Below are 18,540 nucleotides of genomic sequence, written 5' to 3'. Positions count from 1 at the left end.
AATCCCCGATTAGATGTCTAGTACTTGTGGTTGTTGAGCAACATGGTTGTGCTCAGCGCCAGCGTAAACTTTCAGCTTACGGTACATAGCACGGCCAAGAGGACCACGTGGTAGCATGCCTTTTACCGCTAGCTCAAGAGCCATTTCAGGCTTACGGTCGATCAATTTTTCAAAAGAAATTGATTTTAGACCACCTGGGAACTCAGAGTGACGGTAGTAGATTTTGTTCTTAGCTTTGTTACCAGTAACAGCAACTTTCTCAGCGTTAACAACGATGATGTAATCACCAGTGTCTACGTGAGGAGTGTACTCAGCTTTATGCTTGCCACGTAGGCGAGATGCAATTTCACTTGCTAGACGACCTAGAGTTTTGCCCTCTGCGTCTACAACATACCAGTCGCGTTTTACAGTTTCTGGTTTAGCAACGAAAGTTTTCATGCTAATAATTACCTATTAAAAAATTTACACTTAAGGAACAATGACTTGCTCCCACTGTCTAAGGGCTTCATTAAGCACCCCTTCGAGTGTTGATAACCCTCGGCTTAGCTACAATCTCTGTGTTGCCAGAGGCCTGCAGTAACGGTAGGTCGCAGGATTATAGAGAAGAGTGAGGAAAAAATCACCTTTTTTTCACCAAAAAACGTATTTTTTTCCTCGTTGCGATTGGAAGTGCGTGAACTGAGGTATTTTACTGACTAAGGTAAGTGCTCTTTTGCTAAATAATCATGACTTTGCATTTCAATTAGACGTGACTGGCAACGTTTAAATTCAAAGTTCAGATGCCCTTCTGTGTACAGTTCTTCGAGTGCTACTTCTGATGAAATGATGAGTTTTACGTTTCTTTCATAAAACTCATCCACTAACGCGATAAAACGACGTGCTGCATCATCGTTGGTTTTACCCATCTGCTTCACATCAGCCAAAAGAACAGTGTGATATTCACGGGACATTTCGATGTAGTCATTCTGGCTTCTCATGGATTCACAAAGCTGCTCAAAAGATGCCATTAGTACGTCATCATGACAGTTGAGAACTGCCACGTCTCTGTGATTCACCTCAATACTCAGAACTTCTTTGTGACCGTCTCCAACCAGTTGTCGGTAGTACTTTTTCAGGTTCAGTGTGGCGTCTTCATCCAATGGGTAGTGAAAGATTTCCGCTTGTTCTAGCGTTCTGAGCCGGTAATCGATGCCACTGTCTACGTTCAGTACTTCGCAATGTTTTTCAATAAATGCAATCGCTGGTAAGAAACGGGCACGTTGTAAGCCATTGCGGTAAAGGTCATGAGGAGGAATATTGGACGTTGCTACCAATACAACATTTCGGGCAAACAGTGCCTGCATCAAAGTCCCGAGAATCATGGCGTCAGTAATATCTGAAACGAAAAATTCGTCAAAGCAGATGATGTCTGCCTCTGCTTTTAATACATCAGCCACTTTTTCCAAGGGATCAGACACCTCTCCTAAAGCCCTGAGTTCGTCGTGCACGCGATACATAAACCGGTGAAAATGCACTCTGAGTTTCTTTTCCGTGGGTAAGGCTTCATAAAACGTATCCATCAGATAAGTTTTACCTCTGCCGACACCTCCCCAGAAATAAAGCCCTTTTGGAGGCTCTGGTGACTGAGGCTTTTTCCCCATCAGCTTTTGCCACGTTGATATGGGTTGAACTGGCGCACTCAAATAGTCTTGGAACTGGTGGTAAAGGGTATCCAGCTTTTCAACCGCTAACTGTTGGGCAGGGTCAACGGAAAATCCGTTTTTTTCTATATCTTGTTGGTATTTATGTTTCGGTGTCATTGGAAACTACATTCAGTCCTGGGGCATCAATGGTGTTGATATTATTAAGATTATAGCAAGACGTATAAAAAGCTTACTGTCGAATTATCGGGACAAACAGAGGACGCTTTTTCTTTATCGTATTCTGAACTCATAGTACCATGAGCCTTCGGTTGTGTAACACACCAATAACATAACTGCGTGTATTTTAGGCGTCTCTACGCCACAACTCACCAGATTACATACAAAAACACAGCCAACTGTAACGATGATAAAGGAGCACTTATGCCTGGGATGTACATTGTCATTGGGATTGTGATCGGATTGATTGCCGGTTATTTTCTGGCAAAACTCATGACACCTGACGCTAATAAACAGAAGTCCATTCAGAAGGAACTGGAAAAGTCCAAGTTTGAATTAGAGCAACAAAGACAAGAATTGGCGGACCACTTTGCTCAAACCGCCGAAATGTTGGATGTGCTAGGAAAAGACTACACCAAGCTGTATCAGCACATGGCGAAAACCTCAACCGAGTTACTGCCTAGTGTGCCAGAGCAAGACAACCCGTTTGTGAAGAAAATCGCTCAACATACTGAAGAAGCGCCTGTTCCTGAGTCTGATGATCAGCAACAGCCAAAAGATTATGCTCATGGAGCGACAGGGCTTTTGAAGGATAAAGAGAAAGAAATCGTGAACTCACCAGCGACTGAGCCCGCAGAGAAGGTTTCTTAGTTCTTCCATACTTGAAAAATCGATGATTGAACTTTATCTAGGTTACTGAGTCATAATCTTCACCTATCAAAGAGGAGCCTTATGATGAAAAAACCTTTGCTTGTTTTAAGTGCATTAACATTAAGCTTAAGTTCAATCATCGCACCACTGCCTGCAACAGCGGCATTGCCTGCAGCCGTAAGTGGTGAACAGTTACCTAGCCTCGCCCCTATGCTGGAAAAAGTAACCCCAGCGGTTGTCAGCATTGCGGTTGAAGGCAAACAGGTTGCGACTCAGCGCGTACCTGAAGCATTCCGATTCTTTTTTGGACCTGATTTCCCAGCGGAACAGGTGCAAGAACGTCCATTCCGTGGCTTGGGCTCTGGTGTTGTTATCGACGCCGGAAAAGGTCACATTGTTACCAACTATCACGTGATTAAAGGCGCAGACGAAATTCGTGTCCAGTTACACGATGGTCGTGAATACGACGCAGAACTCATCGGTGGAGATGAAATGTCTGACGTGGCACTTCTGAAGTTGGAAAAAGCTGAAAGCCTAACCGAAATTGCTATTGCTGATTCAGATAAACTTCGAGTCGGTGATTTCACGGTCGCCATCGGTAACCCATTCGGTCTAGGTCAGACCGTGACTTCGGGCATAGTATCTGCTTTGGGTCGTTCCGGGCTCAACGTGCAAAACTTTGAGAACTTCATCCAAACAGACGCAGCCATCAACAGTGGTAACTCCGGTGGTGCCCTCGTCAACCTGAATGGCGAACTGATCGGTATCAACACCGCGATCCTTGGACCTAACGGTGGCAACGTGGGTATTGGATTTGCCATTCCTTCCAACATGATGAAAAACCTCACTGGTCAGATCCTTGAATTTGGTGAGGTGAAGCGTGGTCTGTTGGGAGTACAAGGCAGTGAAATCACCTCTGAGCTTGCTGAAGCTCTTGGTTATGAATCGATTAAAGGCGCATTCGTAAGTCAGGTAGTGCCAGACAGTGCAGCGGATGAAGCTGGCTTACAAGCAGGCGACATTATCGTTTCGCTTAACGGTAAGTCCATAAGCACCTTCAGCGAATTACGCGCCAAAATCGCTACCTTGGGAGCGGGTCGCGAGATCACCATTGGTGTTATCCGTGACGGAAAGAACAAGACATTTGACGCGACTCTGCAAGAAGCTGGTGACACTAAAACTCGTGCAGATAAACTGCATGAAGGCTTAACAGGAGCCGAGTTATCCAATACGGATGCGAGTGACGATCTACAAGGTGTGAAAGTCACCAAAGTAGAAAAAGGCTCACCTGCCGATGCTTATCAGCTAAAAGAAGGTGACATCATTATTGGCGTTAACCGTACACGCGTTAAAAATCTTGGTCAGCTAAGAACTATCCTGGAAGATAACCCAAGTGTGTTAGCCCTCAATATTCAACGTGGGGACAGAACGCTTTATCTTGTTGTAAGGTAAAGATTTTCATATCACAAAGGGAAGCAGAAATACTGCTTCCCTTTTTTATGTCTGCTATTCATGCATATTCAACAAGGAGAAACGCTAAACATATTGACAGACCGCTGACATAGCGGGCACTGGCATCCTCTTACTAATCAGTGCTATGCTTTCCTTCTTAATATAATCAAATTGTTATGGGTTTCCCCCAGTCTTATTGCGCCCACTCTGAGGATGATATGTGGAAAGTCCTTTTACGCTCTTCATTATTAGGTCTGCTTACTGCGGGTTTGCTACTTACGGTTGTTCCTTCTTTGCGGACGGCGGCAGTTGAGGTCACAACAACCAATTCCCCATCAGAATTTGAAAGTCTTCAGGTATCATTTAGTCACGCAGTGCGTCGTGCGGGTCCTGCCGTCGTTAATATCTACAGCCGAAAACAAAGTGATACCGCGCAACGTGGATTCATTGTTGAAGATTTGGGTTCCGGCGTTATCGTCAGTGAAAAAGGCTACATCATCACCAATTACCACGTAATTGCGAGCGCCGATCAGATTGTTGTTGCCCTTCAAGACGGTCGCTATTCTGCCGCCCAGCTAGTGGGTAAAGATCGTAGAACAGACTTAGCCGTTTTACGTATTGAAGGTAATAACCTTCCTGTCATTCCACTAAATTCAAACTACCAGGCAAAAGTCGGTGATGTCGTATTGGCGATTGGTAACCCATATAACCTTGGGCAGACCACAACGTTTGGCATCATTTCAGCGACAGGGCGCTCATCGATTAGTGCTGATGGTCGGCAGCCGTTTATTCAAACAGACGCCGCGATCAACCGAGGCAATTCCGGCGGTGCTTTGGTGAACACCAAAGGCGAGTTAGTTGGCATCAATACCGCATCTTTCCAACAAGCCACAAATGTAGAAACCTATGGGATATCTTTTGCCATCCCATACTCGCTGGCTAATGCAGTGATGGAAAAAATCATCGCCGATGGTCGAGTTATTCGCGGTTATATCGGTATTGACGGACAAGACATTAACTCAGTTTCTTCTCGCCTATTAGGAGGCGAATATGTTGGTGGTATTATCGTTATGGGTATTACTCCCAACAGTCCAGCAGATCAAGCAGGGTTTGAGCGTCAGGATGTAATTCTGGAAATTGGCGGTGCCAAGGTGAATGGTCGCGACAGCGTTCTGGAGATAGTCACCGGCTTACGTCCGGGTATTGAAGTAGAGATGAAAGTGCTCCGAAAAGGCGAAGAGATAATGCTGAATGTACTTGTCGGAGACGACCCACAAGGTTAAATAACCTGAACTCATAAAAGAAAATCCCCGGTCATAGCCGGGGATTTTTTTATTCTGCGTTACTTTCCGTTTCCGGTTCGTCAGGCTGAGCCTGGTTTTCAACCTCGATACGGGTCACGCGTTGTAAGCCTCTCGGTAACAAGCTGCCGCGACGACCACGCTCGCCTCGGAAGTTATCCAGATCCGTAGGTTTAAGACCAAGCTTGCGCTTACCTGCATAAATGGTCACTGATACACCGCTTGGCAACGACATCAGATGAGAAACGGTTTCCTCACGAGATTTGGCTTTGGCGGAAGGAATATTGATGATCTTGTTCCCTTTACCTTTGCTTAGCTGAGGCAAGTCTTTCATTGGGAAGATCAACATTCGACCTTGGTTAGTGATCGCAAGAATTTCATCCTGATCAAGATCCGCTATCGCACTAGGTGTCATCACCTCAGATCCTTGCGGTAGGTTCACCAGAGCTTTACCACTGCGGTTCTTGGATAACAAGTCACTGCCCTTACAGACAAAACCATAGCCTGCGTCAGAACCGACTAACCATAGCTGCTCTTCTTCACCCATGATGACTCGGCTGATGGTAGTACCTGCTGTGATATTCAGGCGACCAGTAATCGGCTCCCCTTGACTTCGAGCTGAAGGCAAAGAGTGAGACTCTAGTGAATAGCTTCGCCCGTCAGTTCCAAGGAACACCGCTTGCTGGTTACTCTTACCACGCGCATGCGCCAGATATTTATCACCAGATTTGTAGTTCAAGCCTTCTGCATCCACATCGTGCCCTTTAGCATGGCGAATCCAGCCTTTCTCAGAAAGTACAACAGTGATTGGTTCGCTTGGCATGAGATCGCGCTCTGTCAGAGCTTTGGCTTCCGCACGCTCTACAATTGGAGAGCGACGATCATCACCGAATTTCTCAGCGTCTGCTTTGATTTCTTTCTTCAGAAGCGTATTCAGACGGCGCTCAGAGCCTAGCAGAAGTTCCAGCTTCTCACGCTCTTTCTCCAGCTCTTCCTGCTCACCGCGAATCTTCATCTCTTCCAGCTTGGCAAGATGACGAAGCTTGGTGTCCAGAATCGCATCGGCTTGAATATCGGTAATTCCAAAGCGAGACATTAGCACTGCTTTTGGATCGTCTTCTGTACGAATGATTTCAATCACTTCGTCCAGGTTAAGATACGCGACCAACAAACCTTCCAAGATATGCAAACGCGCAAGCACTTTGTCCAGACGATGCTGCAAACGACGGCGAACGGTCGCACGGCGGAACTCGATCCATTCTTTCAGAATCATCACCAGCCCTTTAACCTGAGGGCGGTTGTCCAAGCCGATCATGTTGAGGTTTACACGGTAGCTCTTTTCAAGATCGGTGGATGCAAACAGGTGATTCATCAATTGATCGCAGTCTACGCGATTGGATCTCGGTACGATGACAATACGTGTTGGGTTTTCGTGATCCGACTCATCACGAAGATCGTCCACCATTGGCAGTTTCTTCGCACGCATCTGATTCGCAATTTGTTCTAGCAACTTGGCACCAGATACCTGATGAGGCAACGCCGTAATGACGATTTCACCGTTATCTTTTGACCAGACCGCACGCATTTTGATGCTGCCACGACCGTTTCGGTAGATCTTCTCAATGTCGGCTTTTGGCGAAATGATTTCCGCTTCAGTCGGGTAATCCGGCCCTTGTACATGCTGCATTACATCTTGCAGCTCAAGTTTTGGATTGTCGATCAGCTGAATCGTTGCTTCCGCCACTTCACGAACGTTATGCGGTGGGATGTCAGTAGCCATACCAACTGCGATACCAGTAACACCGTTCAGAAGGATATGGGGCAAACGCGCTGGCAGCATTTGCGGCTCTTTCATTGTGCCGTCAAAGTTAGGTTGCCATTCAACAGTTCCCTGACCTAGCTCACCAAGCAGAACTTCAGCAAACTTAGACAGTTTGGCTTCGGTATAACGCATAGCAGCGAATGATTTCGGATCGTCCGGCGCACCCCAGTTACCCTGACCATCTACCAGCGGGTAGCGGTAAGAGAATGGCTGTGCCATCAATACCATGGCTTCGTAACAAGCAGAGTCACCATGTGGGTGATATTTACCTAATACGTCGCCAACGGTACGCGCTGACTTTTTGTATTTGGCCGCAGCGGAAAGACCCAGCTCCGACATTGCGTAAATAATGCGTCGTTGAACAGGCTTCAAACCATCGCCAATGTATGGCAAAGCCCGGTCCATGATCACGTACATGGAGTAATTCAGATAGGCGTCTTCGGTGAACCTGCGCATTGGCAGTTGTTCAACACCATCAAAAGTAATTTCTGTCGACATCTATTAAACCTCAGCCAAATCGCCGTTGCTTTGTAGCCAGGTACGGCGGTCATCCGCACGTTTCTTACCAAGCAACATATCCATCATTTCCATGGTTGCGTCACTGTCATCGATAGTGAGCTGCACTAATCGACGAGTGTTTGGATCCATGGTGGTTTCGCGCAACTGAAGCGGGTTCATCTCACCCAGACCTTTGAATCGCTGCACGTTGATTTTGGCTTTTTTCTTAGAAAGTCGCTCAAGGATGCCTTCTTTCTCGTCATCATCAAGCGCGTAGAATACTTCTTTACCACAGTCGATACGGTAGAGTGGCGGCATCGCAACATAGATATGCCCGGCTTCAACCAACGCTCGGAAGTGACGGGTAAACAATGCGCAAAGCAGGGTTGCGATGTGCAGACCATCCGAGTCCGCATCGGCAAGGATACAGATCTTACCGTAACGAAGCCCTTCAAGGTTATCATTGTCAGGGTCAATACCCAGTGCGACTGAAATATCGTGCACTTCCTGAGAGGCAAGCACCTGATCTGCTGACACTTCCCAAGTATTCAGAATTTTACCGCGCAGTGGCATGACTGCCTGAAACTCACGATCACGAGCCTGTTTTGCAGAACCGCCCGCCGAGTCCCCTTCCACAAAGAAGATTTCGGTACGATTTAGATCTTGTACGGAACAATCGGTCAGCTTACCGGGCAATGCCGGTCCTGATGCGACTTTCTTACGCACCACTTTCTTGCTCGCGCGCATGCGTCGATGGGCATTGGCAATACACAGTTCCGCCAGTTGCTCTGCCAGTTGAGGCTTTTCATTCAGCCATAGACTGAACGCATCTTTAACGACACCAGAAACAAACGCGGCGGTTTGACGTGAAGAAAGACGTTCTTTAGTTTGCCCTGCAAACTGAGGATCCTGCATTTTAATCGACAGTACGTAGGAACAACGGTCAAAAACATCATCACCAGTCAGTTTCACACCACGTGGCAAGAGGTTACGGAACTCACAGAATTCACGCATGGCATCCAAAAGCCCCTGACGCAAACCATTTACGTGAGTACCACCTTGTTTGGTTGGAACCAGGTTAACATAGCTTTCGGTGATCATCTCACCGCCTTCCGGCTGCCAGATAACTGCCCAGTTCGCCATTTCGGTTTCTGCAGAAAACTCACCAATGTATGGCTCTTCCGGAAGAACCGTGTAGCCTTTTACACCTTCTGCAAGGTAGTCTTTCAAGCCATCTTCATAGAACCATTTGTGTTCTTCATTATTCACCTTGTCACTGAAGGTGATTTCTAGACCGGGACAAAGAACAGCTTTAGCACGCAGGTTGTTAACCAGTCGAAGTACAGAAAATTTGGCACTATCGAAATATTTGGCATCTGGCCAGAAATGAACGGAGGTCCCGGTGTTACGCAGACCACAAGTGCCTGTTACCGTGAGGTCGCTGACTGTATTACCGTTTTCAAAAGCGATTTCGTGTATATGCCCTTCACGCTTAACAGTTACTTCTACGCGTTTAGACAGGGCGTTAACAACGGAAATACCTACCCCGTGCAAGCCACCAGAAAATTTATAGTTGTCGTTGGAGAACTTACCACCCGCATGAAGCTTGGTCATAATAAGTTCAACACCCGAGATCCCTTTCTCTGGGTGAATATCGACAGGCATACCACGACCATCATCGATCACTTCAAGTGACTGGTCGTTGTGGAGAATGACTTTTATCTTCTTTGCATGCCCAGCAAGTGCTTCGTCGACTGAGTTATCGATAACCTCTTGGGCAAGGTGGTTAGGTCGCTCAGTTTCGGTATACATACCAGGACGATGTCGTACTGGGTCGAGACCTTCGAGAACGGACAGGTCTTTCGCATTATATTGTTCAGTCATAATACGGATTAATACTCAAAATGATTAGAATGCAATCAGCACCTTGATGCGTGATTGTTAAGTTTTTTGGTGACATTGTGGAAAATTGCGCCTAGTTGGAGAAAAAGACATCAAAAGCACAATGATAAAACTATGATGGAACATAGTCTGGAACAGACAAGGGGATGTCAAGTGACTGCGAGAAGTTAACCTCAAAATTATGACCCCATCCCCACTTGGGTTATCTACCCATGCATGTTTGATTTTATGGGCTACAGAGCCTAGGGTCTGTTAACCTTTCGCGGTTAAATTTTGTTCGAGTTCTATGTGTTTTAATCGCGGCGCAAGGTCTTTAGCTTAGTCATTCTAAGCAAATATCTTGCAACAAAGAGTAAAGCGCATAGAACCGAACCCTTTGGGCAGCATTTGTGGCTCCTTTCTACTGTGTTACCGCTTATTGATGTAGAGCGACTACACCGAATAAGCGGTGCCTTGTATAAAGAACCCACAAATGGCTGCAAAAATCAGCTCGAAAGGTCAACAGACCCTATAGCTTGAGGAACTGAATGATTTGTTTGGGGTATCTTTCAAAGTCCACAAAGCTATGATCTCCCCCCGCCTCTACAGTCTGTTTGGCACCCTTATAACGCTCTACAGCCTGACGATAATCCAATACTTCGTCTTCTTCTTGTTGAAGTAACCAAAAGTCAGAAGGTTGTTTAATTTCATCCACATCAAGCGCTTTGAGCTCATCCATGTGATTGGCTTCCAACACATACTCTTCCTGCGTATAAGGATTAGTCTGTGGACCCAGAAAATCTGCAAGTAGTTCATAAGGTTTCACTGCCGGGTTCACCAGCACCGCTTTGAATCCGTATAAGCTGTTCAGCCAGGTCGACAGATAGCCCCCAAGTGAGCTACCAATCAAACCAATTTGATAATCGGACTGATATTTTTCAATGGTTTCCAACAAAAACGACTCTGCCAGCTTTGGGTAACATGGCATCTGCGGAGCAACTACTTTGATGTCTGGTCGATTAGCCCTGCACCATTCAATCATCACATTGGCTTTGTGTGACTGTGGAGAGCTGTTAAAACCATGAATATAAAGCAGAAGCGATGGCTTAGCAGACATTCGACTAATACCCCCCAGCCGAGAAATCAGGAAGAAACTCGCCATCGGGCAGGCGACCTACTTCTAGTTCTAACTCGCCATAATGAGTCAGAGTCAGCATACGCCAGCCTGGTGAAAGGTTGTCTAACGCAAAGTCATCGCTGTTGGGTTTAAACTGGACACAGGTTGATGGCGTAGCAACAACTCGAACGCCTTGATAAATGACGTCGAAATCCTGATGTACGTGCCCACACAACACGGCTTCAACCTTATCGTACTTGCTCAATATCGACCAAAACGCATCGGCGTCTTTTAAAGAGTGTTGATCAAGCCAGTGGCTCCCCACCAAAACAGGATGATGGTGAAGTAAGACAACCGTCTTGTGATTTGGGTATTCGCTCAGCTTTGCGTCAAGCAGGGCGAGCTGCTCCTCGCTCAGTCGACCATGGGGCACACCTTCTACCTGGCTGTCCAATAAAATGATCTGCCATTTATCGTTAAGAACAACGTGCTGAGTGGTCTGAATTTGAGTAGAAGGCAGAATACTGTGCATTTCCGGTTTAAAGTCGTGGTTACCAGGCAACCAGAAACATGGTTTCTTTAGCAATGCGATTCCATCTTCAAATCGCTGGTATGACACAGCAGTATGGTCCTGAGAAATATCACCGGTAGCCAAAATAGCATCAAATTCAATTTCATTTGAACGGATAGCATTAACCACAGCCTTGAAGCTCTCAAAGGTGTTAACGCTCAACAGACATCCGTCTTCAGGCTCAAATAAATGCGTGTCTGTAATCTGCAATAGTTTGATATCGCGACTTGAATCTAAGGACAATTTCAAAATATAACCCAGTTAAATCTCTCTACACTGTTTTAGTAAATTGGCGTTCGGCTGATACCGTTTTTTAGACAGAACGTAAGCCACTCACCTAAGAATTGGTTAAGTTGAAACTTTTCGTCCTTTTGCGCCATTTTTGTATTGGGATAATCATAACGAGCAAAGACCCGTGAAATCTGCTCGCTTGCACACACTTCTGCAACGCGAGCATCGTGATAGAGACGCACCGTCATCCTCGGAAGTGGAAAAACGGGCTGTTCGTCACATTGGCATACGTCGATGAGTGTTGTGTACTTGGTGACTTCGCTCACCTCTAACTGATAAGCCATAGACGCCACCTGATAAGAACGCACATCCCCCACGCTGGGTTGCCCAGGCAGCAATGCATTCAGTTTGGCGTAATTGGTCTCATACACTCTCATAAGAGCGGCGAGATCAACGTGATATGGCTTATTCAACATGGTTTACTTCCAACGGGATTTTAGTTCTTCGTGATGCAGTTCCAACCATTGCAATGCAATTATTGAGGCACCATTCTCAATATTTCCGTCTCTGACGAGCTGATAAGCATCCTGGCGACTCATAACGTGCACTTTTATGTCCTCGTCTTCATAGTCTAAGCCATGAATGCCCTGAGCGCTCGCTGCATCAACCTGCCCAACAAAAACGTCCAGTTTTTCAGAGCACCCGCCAGAAGAGGGATAATAACTTGTTATGGATTCAATTTTCCCAACTTCAACCCCTGCTTCTTCCATGGCTTCGCGCCTTACCACTTCTTCAGAAGACTCATCAGTATCGATAACGCCGGCAACAATTTCCATTTGCCATGGGTTGGCGTGTTCCAGAGCCCCGACTCGGATTTGCTCGATCATCACCACTTTATCTTCGATAGGGTCGTAAGGCAGTAACGCCGCAGCGTGACCTCGCTCAAACATTTCTCGTTCGACGGGCTCGCTCCAACCACCAGCAAACAATTTATGCTGGAAGGTGTATTTCACCATCGAGAAAAAGCCTCGATAAAGCGATTTTCTTGAGATGATTTTTACATCTTGTGGAGTAAACTGTTGATGTTTGTTGTCTGATTGCTGCATTCCATGTCTCCGGAGATGAGAATTCTAATCATTGTATCCTTTAATCTCCAATGATTGCGCTCAACTTTTTTGATAATGATTGCAAAAATATTTAAATGAATAATTTAATTGCTGTGCTTTCCAGCGATTAATTGCTAAAAAATGCAAAGATAGGCATAAAAAACAAGCGAGTTAGGTTAAACTCGCATTGCTTCAATTTTTATTTTCACAAGGCAGGATAGGCAAAATGAAAAAGCTGCTTCCACTATTGATTACCGCCGCACTGAGCAGTAATGCAGCCTGGGCAGATAACCTGGCAGAGATATACGATCTAGCAAAACAAAACGACCCACAATTACTTGGCGCCGCCGCACAACGTGAAGCAGCCTTTGAAGCCGTGAATAGCTCTCGCAGTACCTTGCTTCCTCAAATTAACCTCACTGCTGGATATAACATCCTTGAGAGCAGTAAAAACGAACGTGATGGCAATGCATTGACTGCCGGCGTTGCTTTTAAACAAGAATTGTATGACCGTAGTAGCTGGGTAAGCTTGGATCAAGCAGAAAAAACTGCCCGTCAGGCAGACTCAGTATACGCAGCAGAGCAACAAGGTTTGATCCTTCGTGTTGCACAAGCCTATTTCGAAGTGCTTCGAGCACAAGACAGCCTTGACTTCGTTCGAGCTGAAAAAGCTGCGGTTGCTCGTCAGCTTGAGCAGACTAAACAACGCTTTGAAGTCGGTCTGTCTGCAATTACAGACGTGCATGATGCACAAGCACAGTATGACAGTGTTCTTGCTTCGGAAGTACTGCAAGAAAACACTCTGGCGAATAGCTACGAAGCGCTTCGTGAAATCACAGGTGAAGAGCACCAAAATCTCGCCATTCTGGACACTAAACGTTTCTCTGCAAGCCGCCCAGAGTCCACTACAGAATCTCTGATTGAAAAAGCTCAGCAAGAGAACCTCTCATTGCTGGCAAGACGTATTTCACAAGATATTGCTAAAGATTCCATTTCTCTGGCAGATGCTGGTCACTTACCGAGTCTGACTCTAGACGGTGGTTACAAGTATACAGATAACTCTGGCTCTTCATTGCCAGGTGGAAACGATAACTTTAACGACTTCAATATTGGCATTAATCTAGCCGTACCGCTTTACACTGGTGGCAACATCACTTCTAAAGTGAAGCAGGCTGAAGCCAATTACGTTAAATCGAGCCAAGAGCTTGAGCAAACCTACCGCACGGTAGTGAAAGATGTGCGTGCACACTACAACAACATCAACGCAACTATTGGTGCTATCCGTGCTTATAACCAGTCTGTGGTTTCTGCAAGGTCAGCGTTAGAAGCGACCGAAGCAGGCTTCGATGTTGGTACTCGTACTATTGTCGATGTACTTGATTCAACACGTCGTTTGTACGATGCTAACCGCAATCTATCTGATGCACGTTACAACTACATCCTGAGTGTTTTACAGCTTCGTCAGGCTGTCGGCACATTGAGCGAACAAGATATTCTAGATATCAATGCTGGTTTGAAATCCGCGAGCTAATCGCTAGGATTGAAGATATAAAAAACGACGCTTAAGCGTCGTTTTTTTGTTTTAAAAGAAGGGAAGACTAACCGCGTCCACCTTTGATGGCTTCAATAATTTCTGTCGTTGAGCAACCATCTTCGAAATTAAGAACCCGAACTTCACCGCCAGCAGCAATCACTTCCTCACCCCCCGCAATTTCTTCCGGTTTGTAATCACCACCTTTCACCAGCAGGCTCGGCAGAACTTCAGAAATTAAGCGTTGTGGTGTTTCTTCGCTGAACGGCACAACCCAGTCCACCGCGCCCAACCCAGCCAATACCGCCATACGGCGATCAGTAGAGTTTACAGGTCGACCTGGACCTTTTAACGCCTTGACCGACTCATCGGTATTGACGGCAACAATCAGTCGATCACCCAGTTCTGCTGCATGATTTAGGTAAGAGACATGACCTGCGTGCAGGATATCGAAGCAACCATTGGTCATGACCACTTTCTCACCTTTTGCACGGGCTTTCTTCACTGCATCGATTAGGTCAGCTTCAGTAATTACACCAAAATCGGTGTCCTGAGAGCCGTGTACTGCTTCAGCTAGCTCAATAGTAGAAAGCGTCGATGTACCCAGCTTGCCAACCACCACACCTGCTGCTGCATTCGCCAGCGCACAAGCTTCATCTAGTGGCTTACCAGCCGCAACAGACGCTGCAAGTACCGAAATAACGGTATCACCCGCGCCTGTTACATCGAACACCTCTTTTGCCTGTGTTGGCAGGTGGAAAGGTTCTTGGCCTTTGCGAAGCAGAGTCATGCCGTGTTCACTTCGAGTGACCAGCAGAGCTTCAAAATCGAACTCCTCGATCAGAGCTAAGCCCTTTTCAACCAACTCTTCTTCGTTTTTGACTTTGCCTGCAACCAGCTCAAACTCCGCCATATTAGGGGTAAGCAACGTGGCACCGCGATAGCGCTCAAAATCTGCCCCTTTAGGGTCAATGAAAACCGGCACATTCGCAGCGCGTGCTTTCTGGATAAACTGTTGAACGTGTTCCAGAGCGCCCTTTGCATAATCAGACAAAATCACTGACTTCACGTTTGGCAACGCTTTTTCCATACGCTCTAAAACGTATTGCGCATCGGTATTTTCGAAGCTGTCTTCAAAATCAAGGCGAATCAACTGCTGCCCACGGCTCATCACTCGAAGTTTGGTGATGGTCGGGAAATCAGGCAGCGCGACAAAATCGCATTTCACTTTCAGAGACGACAACTTATCATTCAGAACTTTTGCAGGCTCATCTTCACCGGTTAACCCAACAAGGTGGGCATGGCCGCCCAGTGCTGCAATGTTCATGGCCACGTTTGCCGCACCGCCAGGACGCTCTTCGTTGTCTTCGACCTTAACCACAGGTACTGGGGCTTCTGGGGAAATGCGTCCCGTTGGTCCGTACCAGTAGCGGTCAAGCATCACGTCGCCAACAATAAGCACTCCTGATTGAGCGTAATCCGGCAAAATTGGTTTCATGTTTGTCTCCAAAAATACAATTCCGGCGGCATAGTAACATAGCCACCAGAACCAAAAAAAGTGGGGTTCAGGCGTAACAGTCAGTCCTGAACATGTTGTCTTTTAGTCGATTAGCCACTCACGCCATGAATGGATAACGCATTCACGTTCTTCTTTAAGTCGATTTTCTGCAATATCCGCATCTTGATTCAACAAGTTACGGTGATGAATTTCATCCCGAATCGTAGTGTATGCCGACGTTAACTTCGCGGCTTGCTGTGCTGGCAACAATGACAGGTTTGCTGCGGCTTCAAGAATGCGCACATTATCGGAGTAAGTCAGTAAAGATTCCGATTGCGAACTGAAGTTTAGGACAAGGTATTGCACCAGAAATTCAATATCCGTGATGCCGCCGGGATCCTGCTTCAACATAAAGCGACCCGCTTTCTTTCCGCCTAAGTGGTCGCGCATTTTTTCACGCATCTCCACCACTTCTTTCTTCAGTTTGTCCTGTTCACGAGATTGCGACAGAACCTTAGCGCGAGTTGCTTCAAAGGCTTCTTTTAAAGGCGCATCGCTATAAATTGCGCGCGCACGCACTAACGCCTGATGTTCCCATGTCCAGGCATCCTGAAGCTGATACTCTTCAAACGCATCCGTTGGACTCACCAACATTCCAGACGCACCAGACGGGCGAAGACGCGTATCGGCTTCATACAAAATACCCGACGCTGTCCGAGTAGAGAAAATGTGGATGATTCGCTGAGCAAGGCGCAGGTAGAACTGTCGACCATCGATTTCTTTCTTGCCATCGGTGTACACGTGAACTGGGCAATCGTGCATGAACACGATGTCCAGATCCGAGTTGTAACCCAGCTCCCAGCCACCAACTTTGCCATACCCAATCACCGCAAAGCCTTTTCCATCTCTGTCTTTAAGGTGGGTAGGTTCACCGTACTTTTCCGTAACTTGTAGCCAGGCTTGCCCAACGACCGCTTCAACAATGGCTTCTGCAAGATACGTTAAGTGGTCACTTACTTTCATGACGGGCAACACACCAGCAATGTCAGCCGCCGCAATTCGAAGAATGCAGATCTGCTTAAACTGACGCAGCGCTTCCATCTGCTGCTCCATATCGTCCTCGGGGATTCGAGCAAGATAATCACGCAGCTCCGACTTGTATTCCGTTAAGGGGATTGGATTATAAAGGTGCTGGGGATCGAGCAGCTCATCCAGAAGAATGGGGTAGCGGGAAAGCTGCTCGGATATCATTGGGCTAGCAGTGCAAAGCCTTACGAGCTGAGTCAGTGCAGCCGGGTGTTCGTCCAGAAGTTCAAGATAGGTTGTACGAGTACAAATATTGTGCAGAAGGTGTAACACTCGTGGTAAACCGAATTCCGCATCCTTGTGGTTATACAAAGCATGGAAGATTTTCGGCATTAGGCGGTTTAAAACTTCACGCCCTCTCGGTCCCAACGTTTTTTTCGCCAGATCGGTTTTAAAGCCAACAATGGTTTGCACCATGGGCTCTGGGGCTTCGACTTTTAAGTCATCTTCCAGAATGTGAGTAAGCACTTCCTCTTTATGAGCAAGATCCCACATTTCACTGAAGTGCTTGGCGACGGTTTGTGTCTCTTCCTCTTCTTCGCCAATCAGCAGATCGAACACACCATGAATGTTCTCCATGTGCTGGCTGATTTGCGCTCGCAATGCTTCCCAACTTTCCGCTTTGAGAGCAAATGCCAGTCTCTGCCTATCCAACTCTTTGTCTGGCAAAGTCTGGGTTTGTTTGTCCCCAATTGCCTGAATCAAATTTTCTAGTTTTCTGAGGAACAGATAACCTTCGCGCAGTTGCCCAACTTCTTCTGAGTTGAGCAAGGCTTTGTCTTCGATAGCATTCAACGTTTCAAGCAAGCCACGGCCACGCAAGCTTGGCTCACGACCACCGCGAATTAATTGGAAAACCTGGGCGATAAACTCCACTTCCCGAATACCGCCAGCACCCAGTTTAATGTTGTCCGACAAACCACGACGACGCACTTCGGTGCTGATCATTGACTTCATCCGACGCAATGACTGAATGGCACTGAAATCAATGTAACGGCGGAAAACAAACGGGCGTAACATCCCTCGAAGTTCCTGATATTCCGGGTACATTTCCCGCCCCATGACACGGGCTTTGATCATGGCGTAGCGCTCCCAGTCACGCCCCTGCTCTTGGTAATAATCTTCAAGAGCAGCATAACTCATTACCAATGGACCACTTTCGCCAAACGGACGCAGTCGCATATCAACTCGGTAACAGAAACCGTCGAAGGTTTGTTGATCCAACGCTTTAATTAAACGCTGACCTAATCGTGTGAAGAATTGCGCATTAGCAATACTGCGTCTGGCACCTTGAGTTTCGCCGTTTTCCGGGTAGGTAAAAATCAGGTCGATATCAGACGAGAAATTTAACTCGCCGCCACCCAGCTTTCCCATACCAATGATGAGCATTGGTTGAGCTTCACCATTTTCATTACATGGGGTCCCCCACTCGTTGCAGCAGGTTTGATAGAGATGGTGGTAGGTTTCAAAAATCAATGCTTCTGCTAATGCCGACAAATGAAGCAGACTGTTTTCCAATGACCAGGAAGAAGTGAAATCTCGCCACGCAATGTAGACCATTTCCCGACGACGGAATTCTCGAAGCCTTTTCATCATGGCATTCTCGTCTTCCGTTTTCGCCAGAAGCTTCTTCAATCTATCGCGATAATCCACCGATCGATTCTGCGTCGCCAGCATCTCTGGCAGGCGTTTACACAGCTTTTCATCTCGCTGCAAGCTGTCGGAAATAAAATCGCTTAATCCAAGAACACGTTCCAACTCGACCAGTTTGTTCTCTGGCCAGGTTTCAAACACGGATGGGTATTGTTCTTCGATCTTTTGACGTGAGAGTTGGGCTTGTTCGGCAATCGGCGTCGGTAAGGTCATTGTCTATCCCTGTCAACGAGTTAGGTTGTTTTTATTCGATTTACCATATCACATAAAAAAACGCCCACAT

The 18,540-nt window shown here is 46.7% G+C and carries 14 protein-coding genes; 4 read left to right on the top strand and 10 right to left on the bottom strand.

What is annotated here, in order from left to right:
• Window positions 1-9: 9 nt before the first annotated feature.
• Together rplM and zapE are read right to left on the bottom strand one after the other, a co-directional pair.
• The gene (gene rplM, locus INR79_RS02600) at window positions 10-438 is read right to left on the bottom strand and encodes a 50S ribosomal protein L13 (RefSeq protein WP_004397700.1); all 429 of its coding nucleotides are present in this window, start codon (window positions 436-438) and stop codon (window positions 10-12) included.
• A gap of 257 nt (window positions 439-695) precedes the next feature.
• Window positions 696-1,799, bottom strand: a complete 1,104-nt coding sequence (gene zapE / locus INR79_RS02595; RefSeq protein WP_223095914.1) for a cell division protein ZapE — start codon at window positions 1,797-1,799, stop codon at window positions 696-698.
• Window positions 1,800-2,063: 264 nt separating this feature from the next.
• Between zapE and zapG the strand changes: the two genes are divergently transcribed.
• The 3 genes from zapG to degS all read left to right on the top strand — a co-directional run bounded on the left by zapG (window position 2,064) and on the right by degS (window position 5,245).
• Entirely contained in the window at window positions 2,064-2,510 is a 447-nt protein-coding gene (gene zapG, locus INR79_RS02590; protein ID WP_223095912.1) for a Z-ring associated protein ZapG, read from the top strand.
• Between the two features lie 84 nt (window positions 2,511-2,594).
• The gene (locus tag INR79_RS02585) at window positions 2,595-3,962 is read left to right on the top strand and encodes a Do family serine endopeptidase (protein WP_038124737.1); all 1,368 of its coding nucleotides are present in this window, start codon (window positions 2,595-2,597) and stop codon (window positions 3,960-3,962) included.
• A gap of 218 nt (window positions 3,963-4,180) precedes the next feature.
• Window positions 4,181-5,245: an outer membrane-stress sensor serine endopeptidase DegS gene (degS, locus tag INR79_RS02580; protein WP_022599589.1), complete on the top strand. Its 1,065-nt coding sequence runs from the start codon at window positions 4,181-4,183 to the stop codon at window positions 5,243-5,245.
• A 49-nt stretch (window positions 5,246-5,294) separates the two neighbouring features.
• Here degS and parC read toward each other — a convergent pair whose 3' ends face one another.
• The 6 genes from parC to nudF all read right to left on the bottom strand — a co-directional run bounded on the left by parC (window position 5,295) and on the right by nudF (window position 12,489).
• Window positions 5,295-7,583, bottom strand: coding sequence for a DNA topoisomerase IV subunit A (parC, locus tag INR79_RS02575; protein ID WP_022549596.1), 2,289 nt, complete (start codon window positions 7,581-7,583; stop codon window positions 5,295-5,297).
• A 3-nt stretch (window positions 7,584-7,586) separates the two neighbouring features.
• On the bottom strand, window positions 7,587-9,467 hold the full coding sequence (gene parE, locus INR79_RS02570) for a DNA topoisomerase IV subunit B (RefSeq protein WP_223095910.1): 1,881 nt from the start codon (window positions 9,465-9,467) through the stop codon (window positions 7,587-7,589).
• Between the two features lie 526 nt (window positions 9,468-9,993).
• On the bottom strand, window positions 9,994-10,581 hold the full coding sequence (gene yqiA, locus INR79_RS02565; protein WP_223095909.1) for an esterase YqiA: 588 nt from the start codon (window positions 10,579-10,581) through the stop codon (window positions 9,994-9,996).
• A 4-nt stretch (window positions 10,582-10,585) separates the two neighbouring features.
• Window positions 10,586-11,401, bottom strand: a complete 816-nt coding sequence (gene cpdA, locus INR79_RS02560) for a 3',5'-cyclic-AMP phosphodiesterase (protein ID WP_004397686.1) — start codon at window positions 11,399-11,401, stop codon at window positions 10,586-10,588.
• Between the two features lie 32 nt (window positions 11,402-11,433).
• The gene (locus tag INR79_RS02555) at window positions 11,434-11,859 is read right to left on the bottom strand and encodes a DUF1249 family protein (RefSeq protein ID WP_004397685.1); all 426 of its coding nucleotides are present in this window, start codon (window positions 11,857-11,859) and stop codon (window positions 11,434-11,436) included.
• A 3-nt stretch (window positions 11,860-11,862) separates the two neighbouring features.
• Window positions 11,863-12,489: an ADP-ribose diphosphatase gene (gene nudF, locus INR79_RS02550; RefSeq protein WP_004397683.1), complete on the bottom strand. Its 627-nt coding sequence runs from the start codon at window positions 12,487-12,489 to the stop codon at window positions 11,863-11,865.
• A gap of 226 nt (window positions 12,490-12,715) precedes the next feature.
• On the opposite strand from nudF, the gene tolC reads away from it, so the two are divergent.
• The gene (tolC, locus tag INR79_RS02545) at window positions 12,716-14,020 is read left to right on the top strand and encodes an outer membrane channel protein TolC (protein ID WP_022549591.1); all 1,305 of its coding nucleotides are present in this window, start codon (window positions 12,716-12,718) and stop codon (window positions 14,018-14,020) included.
• Window positions 14,021-14,087: 67 nt separating this feature from the next.
• Here tolC and hldE read toward each other — a convergent pair whose 3' ends face one another.
• Window positions 14,088-15,518, bottom strand: a complete 1,431-nt coding sequence (gene hldE, locus INR79_RS02540) for a bifunctional D-glycero-beta-D-manno-heptose-7-phosphate kinase/D-glycero-beta-D-manno-heptose 1-phosphate adenylyltransferase HldE (protein WP_022599595.1) — start codon at window positions 15,516-15,518, stop codon at window positions 14,088-14,090.
• Between the two features lie 102 nt (window positions 15,519-15,620).
• The gene (glnE, locus tag INR79_RS02535) at window positions 15,621-18,470 is read right to left on the bottom strand and encodes a bifunctional [glutamate--ammonia ligase]-adenylyl-L-tyrosine phosphorylase/[glutamate--ammonia-ligase] adenylyltransferase (protein WP_223095908.1); all 2,850 of its coding nucleotides are present in this window, start codon (window positions 18,468-18,470) and stop codon (window positions 15,621-15,623) included.
• Between the last annotated feature and the right edge of the window lie 70 nt (window positions 18,471-18,540).

The sequence above is a fragment of the Vibrio sp. SCSIO 43132 genome (genome assembly GCF_019904195.1).
GTDB classification, from domain to species: Bacteria; Pseudomonadota; Gammaproteobacteria; order Enterobacterales; family Vibrionaceae; genus Vibrio; species Vibrio nigripulchritudo.
Note: the sequence above shows the minus strand (reverse complement) of the source record. Positions and strands in the feature narration are given on the sequence as shown.

Bases quoted from the DNA above. Each gene is read 5' to 3' on its own strand.
- rplM (WP_004397700.1), bottom strand. From the start codon at position 438: ATGAAAACTTTCGTTGCTAAACCAGAAACTGTAAAACGCGACTGGTAT.
- zapE (WP_223095914.1), bottom strand. From the start codon at position 1,799: ATGACACCGAAACATAAATACCAACAAGATATAGAAAAAAACGGATTT.
- zapG (WP_223095912.1), top strand. From the start codon at position 2,064: ATGCCTGGGATGTACATTGTCATTGGGATTGTGATCGGATTGATTGCC.
- INR79_RS02585 (WP_038124737.1), top strand. From the start codon at position 2,595: ATGAAAAAACCTTTGCTTGTTTTAAGTGCATTAACATTAAGCTTAAGT.
- degS (WP_022599589.1), top strand. From the start codon at position 4,181: ATGTGGAAAGTCCTTTTACGCTCTTCATTATTAGGTCTGCTTACTGCG.
- parC (WP_022549596.1), bottom strand. From the start codon at position 7,583: ATGTCGACAGAAATTACTTTTGATGGTGTTGAACAACTGCCAATGCGC.
- parE (WP_223095910.1), bottom strand. From the start codon at position 9,467: ATGACTGAACAATATAATGCGAAAGACCTGTCCGTTCTCGAAGGTCTC.
- yqiA (WP_223095909.1), bottom strand. From the start codon at position 10,581: ATGTCTGCTAAGCCATCGCTTCTGCTTTATATTCATGGTTTTAACAGC.
- INR79_RS02555 (WP_004397685.1), bottom strand. From the start codon at position 11,859: ATGTTGAATAAGCCATATCACGTTGATCTCGCCGCTCTTATGAGAGTG.
- nudF (WP_004397683.1), bottom strand. From the start codon at position 12,489: ATGCAGCAATCAGACAACAAACATCAACAGTTTACTCCACAAGATGTA.
- tolC (WP_022549591.1), top strand. From the start codon at position 12,716: ATGAAAAAGCTGCTTCCACTATTGATTACCGCCGCACTGAGCAGTAAT.
- hldE (WP_022599595.1), bottom strand. From the start codon at position 15,518: ATGAAACCAATTTTGCCGGATTACGCTCAATCAGGAGTGCTTATTGTT.
- glnE (WP_223095908.1), bottom strand. From the start codon at position 18,470: ATGACCTTACCGACGCCGATTGCCGAACAAGCCCAACTCTCACGTCAA.